Source organism: Brevibacterium sediminis, assembly GCF_024895295.1.
GTDB lineage: Bacteria > Actinomycetota > Actinomycetes > Actinomycetales > Brevibacteriaceae > Brevibacterium > Brevibacterium sediminis.
This window is the reverse complement of the sequence record NZ_JAHQRN010000003.1, coordinates 560,836-579,457: the sequence shown is the minus strand read 5'-3', so window position 1 is coordinate 579,457 and position 18,622 is coordinate 560,836. Positions and strand designations below refer to the sequence as shown.

18 protein-coding genes are annotated in these 18,622 nt (G+C 62.3%); 7 read left to right on the top strand and 11 right to left on the bottom strand.

Features of this window, described 5'->3' with window-relative positions; all coding sequences use genetic code 11:
• Nucleotides 1-4: 4 nt before the first annotated feature.
• Together KTJ89_RS09985 and KTJ89_RS09980 are read right to left on the bottom strand one after the other, a co-directional pair.
• Entirely contained in the window at nucleotides 5-1,786 is a 1,782-nt protein-coding gene (locus KTJ89_RS09985) for a formate--tetrahydrofolate ligase (protein WP_259357597.1), read from the bottom strand.
• A 144-nt stretch (nucleotides 1,787-1,930) separates the two neighbouring features.
• A complete protein-coding gene (locus KTJ89_RS09980) occupies nucleotides 1,931-3,094 on the bottom strand; it encodes a pyridoxal phosphate-dependent aminotransferase (protein ID WP_259357596.1) in 1,164 nt (387 codons plus the stop codon).
• A 117-nt stretch (nucleotides 3,095-3,211) separates the two neighbouring features.
• Here KTJ89_RS09980 and KTJ89_RS09975 point away from each other — a divergent pair, with 117 nt between their 5' ends.
• Both KTJ89_RS09975 and KTJ89_RS09970 read left to right on the top strand, forming a co-directional pair.
• Entirely contained in the window at nucleotides 3,212-3,856 is a 645-nt protein-coding gene (locus tag KTJ89_RS09975) for an RraA family protein (RefSeq protein ID WP_259357595.1), read from the top strand.
• A gap of 44 nt (nucleotides 3,857-3,900) precedes the next feature.
• Complete coding sequence (locus tag KTJ89_RS09970; RefSeq protein ID WP_259357594.1) at nucleotides 3,901-5,154, top strand: dicarboxylate/amino acid:cation symporter; 1,254 nt, start codon at nucleotides 3,901-3,903, stop codon at nucleotides 5,152-5,154.
• 100 nt (nucleotides 5,155-5,254) lie between these two features.
• Here the strand turns inward: KTJ89_RS09970 and KTJ89_RS09965 are convergent, their stop codons facing one another.
• Both KTJ89_RS09965 and KTJ89_RS19365 read right to left on the bottom strand, forming a co-directional pair.
• Complete coding sequence (locus KTJ89_RS09965; protein ID WP_259357593.1) at nucleotides 5,255-5,755, bottom strand: TetR/AcrR family transcriptional regulator; 501 nt, start codon at nucleotides 5,753-5,755, stop codon at nucleotides 5,255-5,257.
• 312 nt (nucleotides 5,756-6,067) lie between these two features.
• On the bottom strand, nucleotides 6,068-6,430 hold the full coding sequence (locus tag KTJ89_RS19365; RefSeq protein WP_172170704.1) for a MerR family transcriptional regulator: 363 nt from the start codon (nucleotides 6,428-6,430) through the stop codon (nucleotides 6,068-6,070).
• A 54-nt stretch (nucleotides 6,431-6,484) separates the two neighbouring features.
• On the opposite strand from KTJ89_RS19365, the gene KTJ89_RS09955 reads away from it, so the two are divergent.
• Together KTJ89_RS09955 and KTJ89_RS09950 are read left to right on the top strand one after the other, a co-directional pair.
• Entirely contained in the window at nucleotides 6,485-7,468 is a 984-nt protein-coding gene (locus tag KTJ89_RS09955) for an alpha/beta fold hydrolase (protein ID WP_259357591.1), read from the top strand.
• A gap of 25 nt (nucleotides 7,469-7,493) precedes the next feature.
• Nucleotides 7,494-8,243 carry a class I SAM-dependent methyltransferase gene (locus tag KTJ89_RS09950; RefSeq protein ID WP_181272540.1) on the top strand — a complete coding sequence of 250 codons (750 nt, stop codon included), beginning with the start codon at nucleotides 7,494-7,496 and terminating at the stop codon, nucleotides 8,241-8,243.
• A gap of 43 nt (nucleotides 8,244-8,286) precedes the next feature.
• On the opposite strand, the gene KTJ89_RS09945 is transcribed toward KTJ89_RS09950, so the two are convergent.
• From KTJ89_RS09945 to KTJ89_RS09930, 4 genes are all read right to left on the bottom strand, one after another.
• The gene (locus KTJ89_RS09945) at nucleotides 8,287-9,435 is read right to left on the bottom strand and encodes an FAD-dependent oxidoreductase (protein ID WP_259357590.1); all 1,149 of its coding nucleotides are present in this window, start codon (nucleotides 9,433-9,435) and stop codon (nucleotides 8,287-8,289) included.
• Between the two features lie 51 nt (nucleotides 9,436-9,486).
• Nucleotides 9,487-10,839: a sodium/glutamate symporter gene (locus KTJ89_RS09940; RefSeq protein WP_181272542.1), complete on the bottom strand. Its 1,353-nt coding sequence runs from the start codon at nucleotides 10,837-10,839 to the stop codon at nucleotides 9,487-9,489.
• Nucleotides 10,840-10,891: 52 nt separating this feature from the next.
• Nucleotides 10,892-11,788: a LysR family transcriptional regulator gene (locus KTJ89_RS09935; RefSeq protein ID WP_181272543.1), complete on the bottom strand. Its 897-nt coding sequence runs from the start codon at nucleotides 11,786-11,788 to the stop codon at nucleotides 10,892-10,894.
• Between the two features lie 185 nt (nucleotides 11,789-11,973).
• Nucleotides 11,974-12,735: a CueP family metal-binding protein gene (locus tag KTJ89_RS09930; RefSeq protein WP_229664260.1), complete on the bottom strand. Its 762-nt coding sequence runs from the start codon at nucleotides 12,733-12,735 to the stop codon at nucleotides 11,974-11,976.
• A gap of 18 nt (nucleotides 12,736-12,753) precedes the next feature.
• Between KTJ89_RS09930 and KTJ89_RS09925 the strand changes: the two genes are divergently transcribed.
• Nucleotides 12,754-13,398 (top strand): YdhK family protein, encoded by a 645-nt coding sequence (locus KTJ89_RS09925; protein WP_259357589.1) that lies wholly within the window; start codon nucleotides 12,754-12,756, stop codon nucleotides 13,396-13,398.
• 9 nt (nucleotides 13,399-13,407) lie between these two features.
• Here KTJ89_RS09925 and KTJ89_RS09920 read toward each other — a convergent pair whose 3' ends face one another.
• Both KTJ89_RS09920 and galE read right to left on the bottom strand, forming a co-directional pair.
• Nucleotides 13,408-14,292 carry a DUF3626 domain-containing protein gene (locus KTJ89_RS09920; protein WP_259357588.1) on the bottom strand — a complete coding sequence of 295 codons (885 nt, stop codon included), beginning with the start codon at nucleotides 14,290-14,292 and terminating at the stop codon, nucleotides 13,408-13,410.
• On the bottom strand, nucleotides 14,289-15,284 hold the full coding sequence (galE, locus tag KTJ89_RS09915) for a UDP-glucose 4-epimerase GalE (protein WP_259357587.1): 996 nt from the start codon (nucleotides 15,282-15,284) through the stop codon (nucleotides 14,289-14,291). The genes KTJ89_RS09920 and galE overlap by 4 nt, the downstream gene beginning before the upstream one ends.
• Before the next feature lie 153 nt (nucleotides 15,285-15,437).
• Here galE and KTJ89_RS09910 point away from each other — a divergent pair, with 153 nt between their 5' ends.
• Both KTJ89_RS09910 and KTJ89_RS09905 read left to right on the top strand, forming a co-directional pair.
• Nucleotides 15,438-16,493: a hypothetical protein gene (locus KTJ89_RS09910; RefSeq protein WP_259357586.1), complete on the top strand. Its 1,056-nt coding sequence runs from the start codon at nucleotides 15,438-15,440 to the stop codon at nucleotides 16,491-16,493.
• Nucleotides 16,494-16,581: 88 nt separating this feature from the next.
• The gene (locus KTJ89_RS09905) at nucleotides 16,582-17,106 is read left to right on the top strand and encodes a Dps family protein (protein WP_101543431.1); all 525 of its coding nucleotides are present in this window, start codon (nucleotides 16,582-16,584) and stop codon (nucleotides 17,104-17,106) included.
• A gap of 95 nt (nucleotides 17,107-17,201) precedes the next feature.
• On the opposite strand, the gene lhgD is transcribed toward KTJ89_RS09905, so the two are convergent.
• A complete protein-coding gene (gene lhgD, locus KTJ89_RS09900; RefSeq protein WP_259357585.1) occupies nucleotides 17,202-18,413 on the bottom strand; it encodes an L-2-hydroxyglutarate dehydrogenase in 1,212 nt (403 codons plus the stop codon).
• Between the last annotated feature and the right edge of the window lie 209 nt (nucleotides 18,414-18,622).

The following is an 18,622-nucleotide window of genomic DNA, read 5'->3' as shown; positions in this document are numbered from 1 at the left end:
CGTATCAGAAGAGGCCGGTGATGTTGCCGTCCTCGGTGACGTCGATCTTCAGCGCCGAGGGTTCTCGCGGCAGGCCGGGCATCGTCATGATGTCGCCGGCGATGACGACGATGAACCCGGCGCCGGCCGACAGCCGCACGTCCTTGACCTCGATGATGTGGTCGGTCGGTGCCCCACGCAGGCTCGCATCCGTCGACAGCGAGTACTGCGTCTTCGCGATGCACACGGGCGCATCGCCGTAGCCCTCATCGGTGAACTGACGCAGTTTCCGTTTCACCTTGGCCGGCAGATCAACATCTTTGGCCTGGTAGATCCGCTGCGCGATCGTGCGAATCTTCTCCTCCAGCGGCCGGTCGAGGTCATAGCTGTACCGTGCCCGCGACGCCGGATCGGCAGCAGGAGCCTCGGCATCCCCGGAGGCGGTGCCGGCGACGAAGACCGAGCCGTCATCGACAGCGGCCCCGGCATTGCCGATGCCGCCGGCGGCCTCAACGACCGCCTCGGCCAATGCAAGAGCACCCTTGCCGCCGTCGGCCCAGTGCGTGGACTCCACGGCCGCAACCCCAAGACCATCCAAATGGCTGATCGCCGCAGCCATCTCCTCGTCGGTGTCCGTGGGGAATCGGTTGAAGCACACGACGGGCGTCAGCCCGTAGATCTCGCGCAGGTTCCGGCAGTGCAGTTCGAGGTTGCTCATGCCCTCCAGCACCGCACCAACATCAGCCGAGTTCACATCGGCAACGTCGACTCCCCCGTGGTACTTCAGGGCCCGCAGAGTCGCGACGACGACCACGGCGGAGGGCCAGATCCCGGCGGTGCGGCACTTGATGTCGAGGAACTTCTCGGCTCCGAGGTCGGCACCGAAACCGGCCTCCGTGACCACCCAGTCCCCCAGCGCCAGCCCGGCCTTGGTAGCCAAGAGACTGTTGCAGCCGTGGGCGATGTTCGCGAACGGTCCGCCGTGGATGAACGCCGGCGAATGTTCCAGGGACTGCACGAGGTTCGGCGCCAGTGCGTTGCGCAGCAGCGCGGTCATCGCGCCCGCCGCCCCGATGTCCGCAACGGTGATCGGCTCCCGCCCCCTACTGTGGGCGAGCACGATCCGTCCCAGCCGTTCCTTGAGATCAGCAAGCGAGGTGGACAGGCAGAACACCGCCATGACCTCGCTGGCGACGACGATGTCGAAGGCATCCTCGCGGGGCACTCCCCCGTTGATCCCGCCGAGTCCGAGGACGACTCCGCGCAGGGCGCGGTCATTGAGGTCGACGACACGGCGGAGGTGGATACGCCGCGGGTCGACGTCGAGCTCGTTTCCGAAATGGATGTGGTTGTCGAGCATCGTCGCGGCAAGGTTGTTCGCCGCAGCGATGGCCGCGAAGTCGCCGGTGAAGTGGAGGTTGATGTCCTCCATCGGCACGACTTGCGCGTATCCGCCTCCGGCCGCCCCGCCCTTCATTCCGAAGACCGGGCCCATGCTCGGCTCCCGCAGCGCCAGCACGGCCTTGCCGATCTCGGGTTTCGACCGCGCGAGTTCGTTGAGTCCGTCGGCCAGGCCGATGCTCGTCGTGGTCTTTCCTTCCCCAGCCGGGGTCGGGCTCATGGCAGTGACGAGGATGAGCCTGCCGTCCGTGGCGGTCTCGGCCGCCTGATCGAGGACGTCGATCGGCACCTTCGCCTTCGTCCATCCGTGAGGAATGATGTCCTTCGCGTCGAGACCCAGCCCAGCGGCGATATCGACGATGGGATCGAGCTCGGCGCTGAGCGCAATATCCATATCTGTAGTCATAAGGCCATCATGCCCGTTCTGCGAGATTTTGTGACCAACACCAGCCCGAGAATTCGCGCAATGTGCACTGAGTTCCGCCCACCGCAACATCGAACTCGCCGAGGCGGCCGACCGAATTCTCGGCCGTGCAGTAAGGGTCGGGTCTTAGTTCGAATAGGTGCTGCTGTCGCTGCGCAGCTGGTCAAGTCCCACCGCGATCCTGTCGATCCCCTTGGCGATCTCGTCCAGAGAAGCGGCGAAAGACATACGCAGATAACCTTCTCCGGTCGCTCCGTATTCACTGCCCGAACGCAAAAGAACCCCTGAATTCACCAAGTGAAGACGAACTTCGTCGGAAGTCGCACTCACTCCGTGTTTGAAGAACGCATAGAAGGCGCCTTGCGGAGCCTCGAATGTCACACCTTGGATCTCAGACAAAAGTGTGATGACAAACTCACGTCGCCGGGAGTACTCAGCCTGCATGTTCGAGTAGAGGTCGCGACCCTGCCTGAGCACAGCGATTGCGGCTCGCTGCACGGCCGCGTTGGGTGCGCCCGCGATCGTCCGTCCCGTCTGAGAGATCGCTGCGGCTATTTCAGGAGGCGCTATCGACCATCCCAGTCGATATCCGGTGAGAGCGAAAGTCTTCGAAAGCGTGTCTACGACGACAACACGCTCGGAGAGCTCGGGAATGGAAACTGCCGAAGTGAAGTCCGCTCCGTAGGTGAAGGCCGAGTACGCCTCGTCACTGACAACGACTGTCTCTGACCCTTGCAAACCGTTGCCGATGGCTCTGAGGTCCTCCTCGGGAAATACGGCGCCGGTCGGATTTCCCGGGTTGCAGAGAATTAGGAGCTTGGCTCCACGCGCAGCAGACAGAATTGCAGGCACATCAAGCTGGAGGTCACTTCGCAGAGGAGTCCAAACTACTTGACCGCCCACCATCTCGACCAGATCGCTGTACAGCGAATAGGTCGGTTCTGGAATGACAACGCGATCACCGGGGCCTACAAGCGCCAGCACCAACGATGCGAGCACTCCGGTCGCCCCATGCCCGATCGATACCTGGGCCGGCTCCACCTCACGACTCGAGCGCAGAGTTGCTTGACGGGCAATTTCTCCACGCAGCTCTGGGTCCCCACTGAGGTCCCCGTAGTGGCTGTAGCCCTCTTTCACTGCTGAGCACATCGCCTCAACCACGGCCGTTGGGGCTGCAAAATCAGGCTCACCCATGGACAGATCGACAGAATCGCCACTTGGTACGGCCCCGACCGGCCGCTTCGACGTTTGCCGAATGCGGTCTAGGCCCGCAGAAGAACTGAACTTCACGTCACTCCTCGAAAATGTGTTGTGCATTACGTAATGTAGAGTATCATCTCATTTGCGACACAACTCTCACTTATGGTTTGCAGGCACCACCAACACGACGTACTCACTGGAGGACCAATGACCGAAACAAAGCAGAAACCCAGTCAGAACTCTTCGCAGGCAGACGTTGCCGACGCCCTGAAACGCCTGGGTGCCGCAACTGTGCACGAGGCGCAGGGCAAGGTCGGCGCGCTTTCTCACGAGGTGAAACCTCTCGACTCTTCGTCACGTCTTGCTGGGCGTGCTCTCACTGTTCTCACGAGGCCAGGAGACAACCGAGCCCTGCACCTTGCGCTGTTGGAGGCCCAGCCAGGTGATGTGCTCGTGGTTGACGCATTCGGCTGGAAAGAGGCCGGAGTCTGGGGAGATGTGCTCACTGCAGCCGCGATGCATCGAGAGCTGGCAGGAGTCGTCATCAATGGAGCTGTCCGTGATTCCAACACAGTCACCGAGCTCGGATTCCCCGTGTTCGCCAAAGCACTCTCGATCAAAGGAACCGCGAAAGCTGACAGCGGAGTCATCGGGGCGGAAGTCACGATCGACGGAGTCCGTATCGCAACCGGCGACATGATCATCGGCGACCGCGATGGTGTCGTTGTCGTTCCACAGACAACAGTGAGCGGTGTGCTAGAAGCAGCCAAGAAGAAGGAAGCGACCGAAGACGGCTGGGTCCGGCAGATAGCCGACGGCGCAACAACCGCAGACCTGCTGGGCCTGCGTTGATTCGGTCAAAGTCAAAGAAGACTTCACAGAAATAGGAGAAGCCAATGAAATGGTGGTTCAGACAAAAACTACACGTTCAGGTACTGATCGGTGCCGCTCTCGGCATAGTCGTCGGAATTCTGCTTCAAGACCATGCGGCGTACCTCGATCCCATCGGTCAGATCTTCCTTCGCCTGCTCAAGTTCCTCGTTGTCCCATTGGTCATCGCGACTCTGCTCTCGGGAGTCCTCCAAATGACATCCGTCAAGGAACTCGGAAGTGTTGGAGCACGATTCTTCGTCTACCTCACAGGAACTTCGATTCTCGCGTCGGCGGCGGGTGTCGGAATGGCGCTGCTGATCAGGCCTGGAATCGGCCTGAATCTGAATGAGATCCAGAAAGAAGATGTTGCGCCCGAGAACTACGACGTCACCGAGCAGCTTCTGGGTTGGGTTCCCGACAACTTCTTCACTGCGATGGCAGATATGGACATGATCCCCATCATCATCGGAACTGTCCTCTTCGCAGTCGCGATGCTGTTCATCGGAGAAGAGAGGCTTCCTCGAGCTTACGCACTCGTACGCGAAGGAACTGAGATCATGCTTCGGCTGACGAACATGATCATCTGGACATCGCCTTACGGTGTTTTTGCTCTCCTCGCCGTCCTCGTTGGCACTACGGGAACAGAGATGCTCGGTGCAGCAGCCAAGTTCATCATTGCCGATTTCGCCGGCATCATCCTAGTCGCCGTCGTGGTCTATCCCACGATCCTATTCATCACTGCCCGTCTGAACCCAGTGACCTTCTATCGCAATGCTTGGCCCTCGACTGTGTTCGCCATGACGACTTCGAGCAGTGCGGCAACCATTCCAGTGTCGATGAAGGTGGCGCAGGACAATATGGGCGTCCCCCGCAAGATATTCGGGTTCACGATTCCATTCGGTGCCACAGCGAATATGGATGGCTTTGCGGTGGCGCTGGGAGTCATCTCGATTTTTGCAGCGGACGCGTTCGGAATTGAAATCACGGCGGGGCTGGTTGTGCAGATCGTCCTGCTGGGTTTGGCCTTGTCGATCGGCGCGGCCGGAGTCCGCGGCGCAGGCATCGTCATGTCTGCTGTACTCTTCCAGGCGCTCGGAATGCCTCTTGACCTGATTCCTCTACTCGCCGCCATTTGGCCGCTCATCGACGTCGGTCATACCGGCTTGAACATCACTGGCGACCTCACAGGAACAGCCACCGTGGCGGCACAAACGAAGAATATGGATCGCAAGGTGTTCTCGCAGCGGTCCAAATCACTGACCATGGCATCTGACTGACAAAGTGATTCGCTTCGGCCTGCGTCGAAGGCGACAACAGTGCAAGGGATTGCTGTGACGGGTTCAGGACGGGCCCGTCACAGCAAAAAATCTCCCGATCTCAGCCATCCGCCTCGGTTGTCCACGACCGCAGAAGTGCGCAGTAGTTTTTGGTCAGTCGCCGTCGAATCTCTGGTTCAGTCCAACCAAGTTGAGTTCGGAGGTCTTTGACATCGCGGGGGTCGAAGAGCAGGTTGTGCAGATAGAGGGCTTCGTCAATCGGAATGGGCTGCATTCCAAGCTCACCAAGCAGCTGTCGAATGGGTTCTTCCCATGCCCGTCGAGTCGTGGCGATGACGGCTTCCCCTCTTCGGAGCCTCGTAAGGTAGCCTTCACTGGACCGCAGCGAAATGATCGCATCCCCGAATTTCGTCTGCAATCTCAGCCACTCGGCGAGAACCTGGTCAAACAGCGAGCGTCCCTGCTCTTGCGAACTTTCACTAAAGTCAGCGAGCTGTTCGATCACAGATCTCAGATACTCACTGCGCAGGTCTTCCATGCTGGGAAAGAATCGGTAGGCGGTGGCCACCGAGAGTTCTGCCTTCTCAGCAATTTCCGGCATGGTCGCTTCTCTGGATTCACGAAAAGTTTCTCCGGCGGCTCGAAGCAACCGAGCTCGGTTCCGTCTGGCGTCAATCCTGCGACCATTTTGCTGGTTTCCCAACCGGCCTCCCCCGGAAAAGTTCGTTTTCAGTGCTGAACTCAGCGTACCGAAATTTTCTTCTAGCCAATCCCACACCGCTTAGCGAGAATAGTCAGTCACCTTCGCAGCAAACCCGATAGTCCGTCCTCAATATTGTCATCGATGCAGCGATCTTCTTCGCCGAGGCGGCCCGCCGTTTCACTCCGCCCACAGTCCCAGCTTGGCCCCACCTCACCCCGCATACTCCGAGCACTCCGGGCACCGAGTCATGAGGTCGTGCCGGCAATGGCGAACATGGAGGAGAAACCTCTCAGCTGAGTCCAGCGCGGTCCGCTGCGCTCGAATCGCCGACAAGCGAGCCGCAATTACCGAGGCACGCCCCGCCTCACCGCGATGCAGGATCGCCCTGATCTCGGCAAGGCTCATGCCCACGCTCTGACACGACAGCACAATCCGACACCGGCTCAGATGCTCATCCGAATACTCACGGTGCCCGGCCGCAGTGCGGTCCGGCACGACGACGCCTTCGTCCTCCCAGTGCCTGAGCACATGCGCGGCCGTTCCCAGCTGCGCTGCCGCATCCCCGATCTTCATGACTCCATGATGACACCTTGACTTCAGGTTGACCTGAAGTTCTACCGTCGATCCATGAAGACACCGACCGATCGCAGCCCCGCCCTCCGCATATCCACCGACCGCATCACCTTGAGCGACGGCGCCGAGGTGGCCACCACGACCCTCGAACCGACCTCCCACGACAACGTCCAGGACCGCCTCGGCGAGGTCATCATCTGCCACGGAACCCCGTGGTCAGCACGGATGTGGCTGCCGCTTGCCCGCGAGCTCGCCCAGACGAACCGCGTCCGCCTCTGGGACATGCCCGGCTACGGCGACTCGATTCCCGCCACATCCGGCGATTCCATCCCCGATCCCTCCGAAACGTCGGCACAGCCGACAGACCACTCCCCCGCCGAGGCGTCCCCCGCCGTTGATCTCATCACCCAGCGTCGTCGACTGGCCGAGCTCATCGACTGTTGGAACGTCTCGAATCCCCATGTCATCGCCCATGACATCGGCGGTGCTGTCGCGCTCGGCGCGCACCTGCTCGAGGGCTGCGATTTCGCGTCGCTGTATCTGCTCGACGTCGTCACTCTCGACCCGTGGGGTTCACCGTTCTTCCGCCTCGTCGCGGAGAACGAAAAGGTCTTCGCAGCCCTCCCTCCTCGACTTCATCGTGCACTGGCCCGCGAATACATTTCCGGGGCGGCAGCCCCGACGACCGACGAATCTCCGTCGGGCGACGACCGCTCGAGTCTCAGCGAGGAATGGATCGCCGCACTCAGCGAACCCTGGTGCACCAAAGCCGGTCAAGCTGCCTTCTACCGGCAGATCGCCGCGCTGCGCCCCAAGCACACGGCGCCCATCGTCGACCGCCTCGGCGAGGTGCGCTGCCCGGTTCGCATCGGATGGGGTGAGGACGATCCGTGGATTCCGGCCGACCAAGCCGATCGCCTCGCCGAAGCGCTGCCCGGAAACCCGCACATGACCCGTTTTCCGCGCTCGGGCCACCTTGTGCCGCTCGAGGCACCGCACGATCTGCTCGTCGATGTGACCGCTTGGCTCGACGTGTGAGAGTCGTGTGCGCGAAGATGGCGGTATGCGCGCATTCGACGAGCTCGTCACCGAGGCACAATCCGCCGATGTCATCGGGTGGGGGTTCGGCTGGCTCGATGGGCGCGCCACCGAGGAGCGACCGCCCTGGGGTTACGCAAGTCTTCTTACCAGGAGACTGTCGACGGCAACGGCGGCCCTCGATATCGATACCGGCGGCGGCGAGGTCATCGACGAGGCACCGGTGCTGCCGCCGCGCATGGCGGTGACCGAGTCGTACCGCCCCAATATCGCTGTGGCCCGGCACCGGCTCGGTCCGCGTGGCGTCGATGTCGTCGAAGCCGACCCGCACAGGCTGCCTTTCGCCAACGGCAGCTTCGACCTTGTCACCTCCCGACATCCTGTGAGCCCCGCCTGGTCGGAGATCTCCCGGGTGCTCGTCCCCGGCGGCACCTATCTCGCCCAGCACGTCGGTCCGGCCTCGGCGTTCGAGCTCATCGAGTTCTTCCTCGGACCGTTGCCGGAAAATCGCCGCGCACGGCACCCGCAGACCGAATCCGACGCCGCCGAGGCGGCCGGACTCACGGTCGAAACGCTGCGCACCGCGCGCTGCCGCATGGAGTTCTTCGACGTCGGTGCGATCGTGTGGATCCTGCGCAAATGTCCATGGTGGGTGCCCGACTTCGCAGTCTCCGATTACCTTCCGCAACTGCGTGAACTCGATGCCCGGATGCGTAGGGGTGAACCCTTCGTTGCCCATTCGACGCGGCACCTCATCATCGCGTCAAAGCGTTGAGGCAATTCATCGCGACAGAACGCTGAGACACCACGCCACCCGATCACATCGTCGAAGCGCTACCTACCCGGAACCGATCCGGAACATCGCCGGCACCCGTAGCGAGGTCGGCGGCAAATTCGCCGAGCAGCGGCGCGAATTTCGCCCCGTGCCCCGAACAGGCCGAGACGATGACGAGACCGTCGACCTCGTCGATGACGAAATCCTCGTTCGGAGTGTTAGTGAACAGACACGTCGTCTCCGCATACGGTTCCGGAATAAGTCCCGGCAGGTTCCGCTTCGCATAATCGATCATCCGAGCCCGCATCTCCTCGGTAATCTGTCCGTCCTGGTCAAGGGCCGAACCGATCACCTTCCCACCGTTGAACTGCGCGAACTTCTGTCCCGCGAAACCGGCGTCCCGCCCGCCGGGCAGTCCGTAGGTAAACATCTCCCCGGATTTGTGGATGAACGTCGGCCACAGTGTGCTCGGCCGCCCGTCAGCACCGGCATCGCGGTAGGGCATGTGAAACGCCTGTTCCTGCCGCACTTCGAAAGTCGGCAGCGCCTCAAGGAACGCTGGCGGAAAACCAAGATCGCCGAGGAGGTCGGGCAGCCACCCGCCCGCCGCGACGATGACGCGGTCACCTTCGACAATGTCCCCCTTCACCGAGGTGACACTGAAGCCGCCTGCGGATCGTCGGGCCACCTCGGTGACTGTCCAATCATTGAGGATCCGAGCTCGCCCGGTGTCCACCGCACGCTCAAGCATGGTGGTCACCGTGGTCTCGGCGTCGATGACGCCGGCGTCGGGGTGCCACAGCACGTCGGTGTCGAAGGCGAACTGCGGCCACCGTTCCGCGGCGCTCTCGGGATCGAGGACCTCGTACTCAACGCCGACATCATCGAAGATTTCGGCGAGCAGATCAGTGTGCCGGGCGTCGCCGAAGTCGAGCGCTCCCGTGCGGGTGATCAGCTCAGTTCCCGATTTCGTTTCGAGGTCGTCCCACAGCTCACGCGCACGCACAACGAGTTCGGTGTAGAGACGATCCGGATAGGCGTAGCGGAAGATGCGGGCCGAACCGTGGGAGCTGCCACGATCGTTGGCCGGGGTATGCCGTTCGAGCACAGTGACGTCCTCGCCGCGCGCGGTCAGTGAGCATGCGGCCGCGGCACCGGCCAACCCGGCTCCGATGACGATGTGGTGGGTCAAAGCTGTTCTCCTCAAGAGGTGGTTGGGTATTTGGTCTCTCGCGCGGGTGCGTCACACCTGGATCCGGCTGCGTCTGTTGCCTGCGACAACGACGAATGCTGCGGCGACAGCGACGACGGTGATCGCACCCCAGATTCCCACAACTGCCCAGGAGGCGCCGGCGATGACCAGCAATGGAGCGAAGGTCACTGCGGTGACTTCTACCGGGATGACCGGGAGGTATGCCAGAGAGAAGTCCTCAAGGGTGCGAGAGTTGAGTTTCGGATCAACGATGCGCAACAGTGCGATGCCTGTGGCGACCGCCCCTGTCGCCCAGCCCCAGGTGAAGAGCTGCCGTTCGAACCACCCTTCTTCCATCACTCGCGGGGCGACCCACAGGCCCAGGAACAGGCACAGGGCCAGACCGACGACGAAGAGAATGAGAAGTGAGAGCCATTGGTCGACGACGAAGCTCGGCACTACTGAGGCGATACCGCACACCATGAGGACGTCAGTCGCAGATCCGGAGATGGAACTCTGGGTGTCCTTGTCGATGAACTTCGTCGTCGACGTCGCGGACAGCAGCGCCCGGAGCACGAGGCCGACGAGGAACGCGATTGAGAACAGCGGGAATGCCACAGAAGGGATGAGTTCGCCGAGGATGACGTTGATTCCGTAGGCGCCCGCGGACACCCCGGCGACGATTCCGGCTTGGAACGTCAACGATTCGATGGCACTGCCGGAGAATTTGTGCGTACCGATCGCAGGCTGCTCGACGTTGTCGTCGAGGATTCCGGTCCGCAACTCGGCGGGCACCTTGTCAAGGCCGGAGAACTCACGCGCGTATCCCTTCACCGCACCATACTTCGCCTGGATGATACCGCCGACGACTCCGACGAGCAGACCGACTGTGGCTGCGGTGAATGCGAGGGACTGCACGGCAGGGTCGCCGGAATCGGCGAATACCGTACCGATCGCCGCCGCTGAACCGAAGCCACCGGCCCAGCCGGCGAACAGCAGCAGCCCGACATGATCAGGCGCCCCGAACAGTGGACCGAGGACAAGCAGAACCAGCCCCATGCCGATGGCCGTTTGCGCGGCGTAGATGAGGACACCATAGCTCGCGAAACCCGCGACCGATCGCCCGATCTTGAGGATGTTGAAGTCGCTGGTCATGGCCAGGCAGGCGAAGACCAGGACGATGAGCAGGGAGGTGTATTCGCCGAGCTGGTCCGAAAACGGCAGCCAGCCGAGAACATTGGGACCGAGCACCAGACCGAGCACACCGGCAATGACTCCGGCAGGAATCATCATCGTTTGGATCGCCGAAATCTTAGCTCGCAGAATCGTGCCGATGACGAGCAGGCCGCCGATGAGTCCGGCATCGACGAGCAGCGCTGAGGGGCTGAATTCCGTGGGTTCCATGAGAGCAGTCTCCTGTGAAAGCGGTTCGTGGATGAGAGGGCTGATTAAGAAGTCAGGGCGTAAGGTCGTTTTCTGCCGCCCATCTGCCGAGCACTTCGGTCAGCGGGTCCAGCAGTTTCAACGGGTCTCCAGGTGCGGTGCGAATCGTCAGCGGATAGGTGTGCCGTGCCTCGGCGAGGGAGGCGAACGCGACACCGCTCCACGATTGGACGGCAACCGATTCCGGCACGAGGCTGATGCCCGCCCCGGCGGCGACCAGCCCGAGGATAGCCTGCTCGTTCGACACATGTGCGACCGTGCGCATCGTTCGTCCGTGCTCAATGAAGATGCTGGCGACGAGGTCGAATGCGACGGGAGCAGAGGAACGGTGGAACAACACGACCGGCTCTTCGCTGATCTCGCCGACATGGACTTCGCCGCGGTCGGCCAATCGATGGCCATTTGGAAATGCCACGCACAGCTTCTCCCGGAACGCGATCTTCTCATCGGTCCGGTGACTGCTGAACTCCCTCACCAGGCAGGCATCGATGTCCCCGTTGTCGACGGCCAGCGTGAGGTCGGAGCTGCTGCCGTCGGAGACGACGATTGAGTGGTCGGCGAGGGCTGCGAGCACTCCGGCGATGATGGCTGGGAAGGCCGAGCTGACTCCACCGAGGCGGATCCGCTGGGTTTTCGTCCCGTCCCGCATATCTGCTGCAAGCTGTGGAAGCGAATCGGCACGGCGTCGCAGCTCGAGCACTTCGGGATAGAGCCCGCGAGCCGCGGCAGTGGGGATGACTTCACGCGGCCTCCTCTCGAAGAGTTTCTCGCCCAAGTGCCGCTCCAATGAGGCAACAGACTGGCTGACCGGCGACTGTGCCATGTGTAAGGACTTCGCGGCTTTCGTGAAGCTGCCTTCGGAGTACACAGCGAGGAAACAGCGCAACTGCTTGAGGCTGACTTCGCTCATCGCCGTGCTCCCGGACGACGCGTGACACAAGCAACTGTGGTTGTGTTCATGACAGCCGAGTCTATGAATTCGATCCGATCAAAACAAGATGTAAATCAGATCAATTTACGAGATAGCTAGACGACAATCATCTAGCAACTAGGCCCTCTGCGAAGATGAACTACGCCAGTTTCCCCTTCCAGTTCCTACTTCAACTTGAGGTCGGTCACGCAGGTGGGCCCATCGCTTCTCGTGGAGAAATCGGTCGTACCGGTCTTGCCCTCGGCGTTGACCTCGATGGTACCGGTGATGCCGGACGGCACCCAGAAGCCGACGAACCCGTTATCGAAGGTCGTCGTCGACTCATCCACCACTGCTTCGCCCGTCTCTGAGTCTGTGATCACCACATCGACGTCCTTCTCGCTCAACTCGCCCCGACAGGTCGTGAGGCTGTGGTAGAAGCAGTCGTGCGTCTCATCGACGAAAGGAGCGATGGAGACGTAGCTCTTCCCCTCCGGCAGTGCCATCGTCGCCTCTTGCTGTCCATCGGTGAGAACAAGTTCGTCAGGCTGCACCGAGGCCATGAGGTCGGTGGGCCTCTCGTCGACAGGCAGGCGATCGAGTTGATCGATGACTCCTGTGACGTCCTCGTCGGCCAGATCGAGGTCAGCTAGCAGCGTTTCAGCCGAACCCGACTGCACTGTTGCAGACTCTCCTGATTCTGTGGATGCTTCGCTTCCCGTTCCAGAAGCAGAACACCCGGTCAGGGCAAGAACGAAGGCCGCAGCCCCCAACACGAATTGCGTCGTCTTCATATATATCCCCATGTCACTACGGATGCAGAGCACGTATGCCGTCTTGGCAATCATACCCATAAGGGGTATAGGGTGACCGTGGCGGGTCCACGAGATGGGATGCCCTGAAAGGTTCCCATCTGCCGCCGAGCGAATCCGACGCGACCGTCTCACCGAACCAGGAGACCACTGATGAAGAAGCTCAATCCAGCCGCCCGCCTCACTGCGGTCACCGCCGCACTCGGACTGGCTCTGGCAGGCTGCTCAACTGCGAATGACGAGGGCCGCGGATCGGGCAGAGAAGACCCCCACGGCAGCCACGAGTCCGCCTCGAGCGAAACTGGCGGCTCCGAACACGACGACATGGACCACAGCGAATCCGGACACGGATCAGGTGGGCACGAAGGGCACGCCGCCGATGGCGGCGACCCGCCGAAGGGAATCACGAAGGCCGCCGACCCGAAGTTCGATGTCGGCGACACAGTTGTCCTCTCCGCCGACCACATGCCGGGAATGAAGGGCGCCGAGGCAACAGTCTCCGGCGCCTTCGACACCACGACCTACTCAATCAGCTACACGCCGACCGACGGCGGCGACCCGGTCAAGGATCACAAATGGGTCGTCCACGAAGAGCTCAAGGACCCGGGCAAGGCACCGCTGAAGAAGGGCGACAAGGCCACCGTCAACGCCGATCATATGCCCGGAATGAAGGGTGCCGAGGCGACGATCGACTCAGCGACGGACGAGACCGTCTACATGGTCGATGTCAAGACCGATGAGATGGAGATGACGAACCACAAATGGGTCGTCGAAAGCGAGATGAAACCCGCGAAGTAACGGAGTGGTTCACCAGGTCCGACCAAATCGTGCGAGGCAGTGCCAAAGCTTCTTGCTCTGCTGCCCGTCGAGGTCCCACACCCGTCTGGCACGTGCGACATGAATGGGGAGCAACTGGGTTGAGTTCGCCAGCCTCTCGACGATCCGCTGCGCGAGCTCGACCACATCCTGGCCCCGATATTCCGGGTGCGCCGCAATTTCGGCAACCTCGGCGACATAGCCGGGGTGAGTCTCGACAACGAGGCCGCAGCGGCCGGCTCTCTCCACGACCGCATGATCGGCGAAGCTTGGATCGACCACCAATGCTTCAACATCATCGGGCATCTTCACCCCTCCGTGGATATGGGCCTCGATGTAGTGATCGAGACGGTCGACGATGCCGCATCCCTGGGCAGCAGCCTGGTCGGCAGCCCGCTCGTCACGACGATAGTCGGCAATGAGCCTCATCCGGTCAGCAACCCCGAAGAGCTCCGGCTCAAAGGTGCTGTCCGGGTAAGCGAACGTCGCTCGCGCAAGGACCTCCGGACGGAGACGCAGGTAGGCCGACCCGAACCGCGGTGCCGGCCCAAAGGGGTCGCCGTCGAGGTCAAGTGCCCCATAGACCGGTCGGTGGTGCACCTCCACATTGTCATAGGCTCCACCGAAGATTCTCTGCTCCCAGAGCCACCGGTCGCCGCCGGGGAAGGCCGTCAGACCGCCATTGCTCGTGCCTGTGGCGAACTGGGAAAGATACTGTCCCAGCTCGAGAATCGACTCGAGCACCCCAGCCTCAGAGGCGTCATCACCGGGATGGAAATGCAGTGCCACCCGCGCCCCGACCGGCAGCTCGTGCCCTGGCGCGGAACGTGCTCGGACCCAGTGAAGTGCTGTTGCGGCTGGGTCCGATTGCGTCATCGTTCTTGGTTCGGCAACATCCCCGCGGCCTCGACAGCGCTGCGGACGATCTCCTCAAGACCGAACTCGGCCTTCCAGCTGAGCAGGGCGGAGATCCGGGTGACGTCGGCGACCAGCGCCGACGGGTCACCGGCGCGACGCTCGCCGATTTCGGGGACGATGTCACGGCCGGTCACCTCGGCGATGGTGTCGATGACTTCCTTCACCGAGGCGCCGGTCCCGGTGCCGACGTTGAACACGGTCTCCGTGGTGCCGCCGGCCTTCATGTAGTCGAGGGCGGCGATATGCGCCTCGGCGAGGTCCTTGACGTGAACGTAATCGCGGATGCACGTGCCGTCAGGGGTGTCGTAGTCGTCGCCGAAGATGATCGGCGCCTTACCGTCCTTCAGCCGCTCGAGCACGATCGGGATGAGGTTCATGACGGCGGTGTCGGCGAGTTCGCTCCAGCCGGCACCGGCGACGTTGAAGTAGCGCAGCTTCACGGCGTTGAATGTAGTGCCCCGCATCTGCGAGGCGGTGATCTGGTTGTCGATCATCCACTCGCCGATGAGCTTCGTCTGGCCGTACGGGTTGATGGGGCGGCAGTCGAGATCCTCAGGCACCATGTCGACATCGGGCATGCCGTAGGTCGCGGCCGAGGAGGAGAAGACGAGCGATTCGATGCCGGTCGCCTCGACGGCGGCGAGGATGTTCGTCAGTGCCCCGATGTTCTGCCGGTAGTACATGACCGGCTCCTCGACGGATTCGCCGACCTGCTTCTTCGCCGCGAAGTGGATGATCGAGTCGACGCCGTGTTCCTTGATCGCGGACACCAGGCGCTCCTCGGCATCGGCCGCAGCCAGATCGAGATCGACCACGGGCAGGCCCTCGACGCGAGCGTCGATGCCGGTGGAGAAGTCGTCGACGACGAGCACATCGTCTCCGCGTTCGGTGAGCAGCCGCACCACGTGCGAACCGATGTAACCTGCCCCTCCGGTCACCAGAACTGCCATTGACCGCGTCCTCCTTCGTCTCGTCGACACGTCGGTATCAGAATACGCGTTCAGGGGTCCGAGATCAGATTCGGCCTGAATGCGCGGTGGGGAAAGCGTCGGAATTCGCCGTCGCCCTGGCCATGCGGGAGAAGCCCCTGCCACAGTGAGAAAATGCACGTCCTCCTCATCTCCGATCCCGGCCCCCCGAGCCGCCGTGTGGCCTCGATCCAGGACGAGTTCCTCGACCACCTCCAACAGGACTTCGAGACCGAGGTCACTGTCGATGTGTGCACGAAGACGTTGCGCGTCCATGCCGACCACCAGCTGGAGCTGTCCACCTTGGACGCGATCGTCGCCCAATATCCCGATGCCGATCTCGTCATCATGCTCACCGACATTCCCCGCCACACCCAGGGCAAACCACTGATCGCCGAGGTGCTGCCCGCCCGAAAAGTCGCCGTGATCTCCTGCCCCACCCTCGGTGCGATGACGACCAAGCGCCGTCTGCTCAAGATCTATATGAGCTGTGTCAATCAGCTTCTGCCCGACGGGCATGTGCCGGCGAAGAGGAATCGGCTTCCGCGCTGGGGACAGTGGTCGAATCGAACCGAATCCGGCCGCCGCACCCTCCACGCTCACACCTTCACCGGTGGGACCCGCCTCGTGCTGGGCATGACCATGGCCAATGAGCCGCTGCGGATGGCGCGGAAACTCTCCCGTGCCATGGCTGCGGCCGCCGCGACCGGGGCGTTCGGCATCTTCTACAGCTCCATCTGGCAGATGTCGCATCACCTCTCGACTCTCCGACTCATCTCGATCGGCATCATCGCCATCGCTGTCATGGTCGGATGGTTGCTGACGATCAATCGCCTGTGGGATCGCCCGGTCAATGAACGCCTGGCTCAGGTCGTCTTCTACTACAACCTGTCCACAGTGCTCACGCTCATCGTCTGCGTGACCGGTCTCTATGCGCTGCTCGTCGTGGGCATCCTCGCCGGCAGTCTCATCGTCATCGATCCGGAGTGCATGGCCCAGACGATCCACCGGCCCGAGGCTCGACTGACGAACTACCTCGACATCGCGTGGTTGAGCGCAGCGATGGGCGTCGTCGCCGGCGCACTCGGCTCAAGCTTCGACAGCGACATCGACCTCAAGAATCTCACGCACGCCCAGCGGCTGCGTTCCCGCGTCTATATCGCTCAGGACGACGAGACCGGCACATCCTGACGGGGGGGTTACGTGCCATCTGCGGCAGCGTTATGGTGGCCACAGACTCCGGGTCAACGCGAAACCGGAGAGAATAGGAGCAAGAATCATGACACAGTCAGTGACAGTTCCCGACCCCCATGGCTCAGAGAAGACCACTCGCGAGAACGCCGAACGCGGCTTCATCGCCTCCGACGCCCTGACCAAGAACCTCCAAACGGTTCTGGTCGACTTCATCGCTCTGAGCCTGACTGCCAAGCAGGCGCATTGGAATATCGTGGGCACGAACTTCCGCGACCTCCACCTCAACCTCGACGAAGTCACGGACATCGCCCGTGCAGGCAGCGATGAGATCGCTGAACGCATGCGTGCCCTCCACGCCTCGCCGGACGGTCGCCCCGCGGTGATCGCCGAACAGACAGGGTTGCCGGAGTTCCCGAACGGCGAGATCAGCACCCACGACGCCATCGACCACATGGTCGCATCGATCGAAGCGACCGTGGCCTCGATGCGCGACTGCCACGACGAGGTCGACTCCGCGGACCCGACGACCGCCGACATCTTCCACAGCTACATCGCTCAACTCGAGCAGCAGGCCTGGTTCATCAGCGCAGAGACCCGCACACCCAAGTGAGTCGGTGCGACTGAGCAGCCACCTTGATCTTCGGGCCGCCTCCCGTCCTCACGGTCGGGTAGGCGGCCCTTCGTTGTCGACGCCCGGCACCGGCATCATCGCCCGTCGATGATGCCGACGAGGTGTTCGGCAATGGCCAGCGCCGAGGTGGCTCCCGGGGAGGGCGCGTTCCTGACGAACATCGTGGCTCCCGCCCGATCGATGACGAAGTCATCGACGAGTGTTCCGTCCCGATTCATGGCCTGCGCGCGGATTCCGCGGGTGGCGCGGTGGCCGTCAGCTCCGGTGAGGGAGGGGACGTAGCGGGCCGCCTCGGCGACGAATCTCTCGATCGAGAGCACCCCGGGCAGCTCACGGGCAGCGGTGGCCATATTGCCTGCGGCGAAGCGCCAGAATCCGGGGTCGGCGGCCACGGCGAGAGAGTCGGGGATGTTGAGTCCGAGCCCTCGGTATCCTTCGCGGGAGAACGAGAGGAAGGCATTGGGGCCGATCATCAGACCGCCATCGATGCGTCGGGTGACGTGTACCCCGAGGAAGGGATACTTCGGGTCCGGGACGGGGTAGATGAGTCCGTTGACCGTATTGCTGTGCTCCTCGTCGAGGATGAAGTACTGCCCGAAGAAGGGCACTACGGTGGGAGTGCGCTTCTGTCCGGAGCGAGCGGCGAGGCGGTCGGACTGGAGCCCGGCGCAGACGATGACATGGTCGAATTCCTGGGCGTCGACCGATGTGTGGACGATTGCGGTGTCACGGGTGGGGCCGCCTCGGTGATCGATGTTCTTGGCCGGGGTGGAGAAGCGGACGCGGCCGCCGTGGGCGCGGAAGTCGGCGACGAGGGCGTCGGTGAGGCCGGGGTAGTCGATGATCGCGGTGTAGGGTGAGTGGAGGGCGGCAACTCCCTCTGCGTTCGGTTCGACGTCACGTAGGCTGTCACGGTCGACCAGGGCGATGTCTGGGACGCCGTTGGCCAGGGCACGGTCATGGATGGCGTGAAGACGTTCGACTTCTGTGTCGTCGGTGGCGACGACGACCTTGCCGCACTCGTCGAAGGCGACGTTGTGTTCGGCGGCGAAGTCGGTCAGGAGGGAGACGCCTCGACGGCAGAGGGTGGCTTTGAGGCTGCCGGGTTCGTAGTAGAGGCCGGCATGGACGACTCCGGAGTTGTGACCGGTCTGGTGGGCGGCAGGGTGGTCTTCTTTTTCGAAGAGGGTGACGTCGGCGGAGTCGTGGCGGTTGAGGATCTCGCGGGCAACGGCGGCTCCGATGATTCCTGCGCCGATGACTGCCCATCGTGTCTTCTTCGCCATGTGTCAACTCCTTCGTTGATTGCCGTCTCTGCTGCGGTTGAGTCGACTTTAGGCGACGGCGAGGTGTCTTGCGCGTCCCGTCCACACCGCGGGAGTCGTGACCTTGCCGGTCGCCATACGGTCACAGAAAGATTTCGCAGTCGCCAGTTCGTGTCTCATTAAGTGACATAAAAGGGAGTACGCAGTGACCCAACTATGACTGTGGCAAA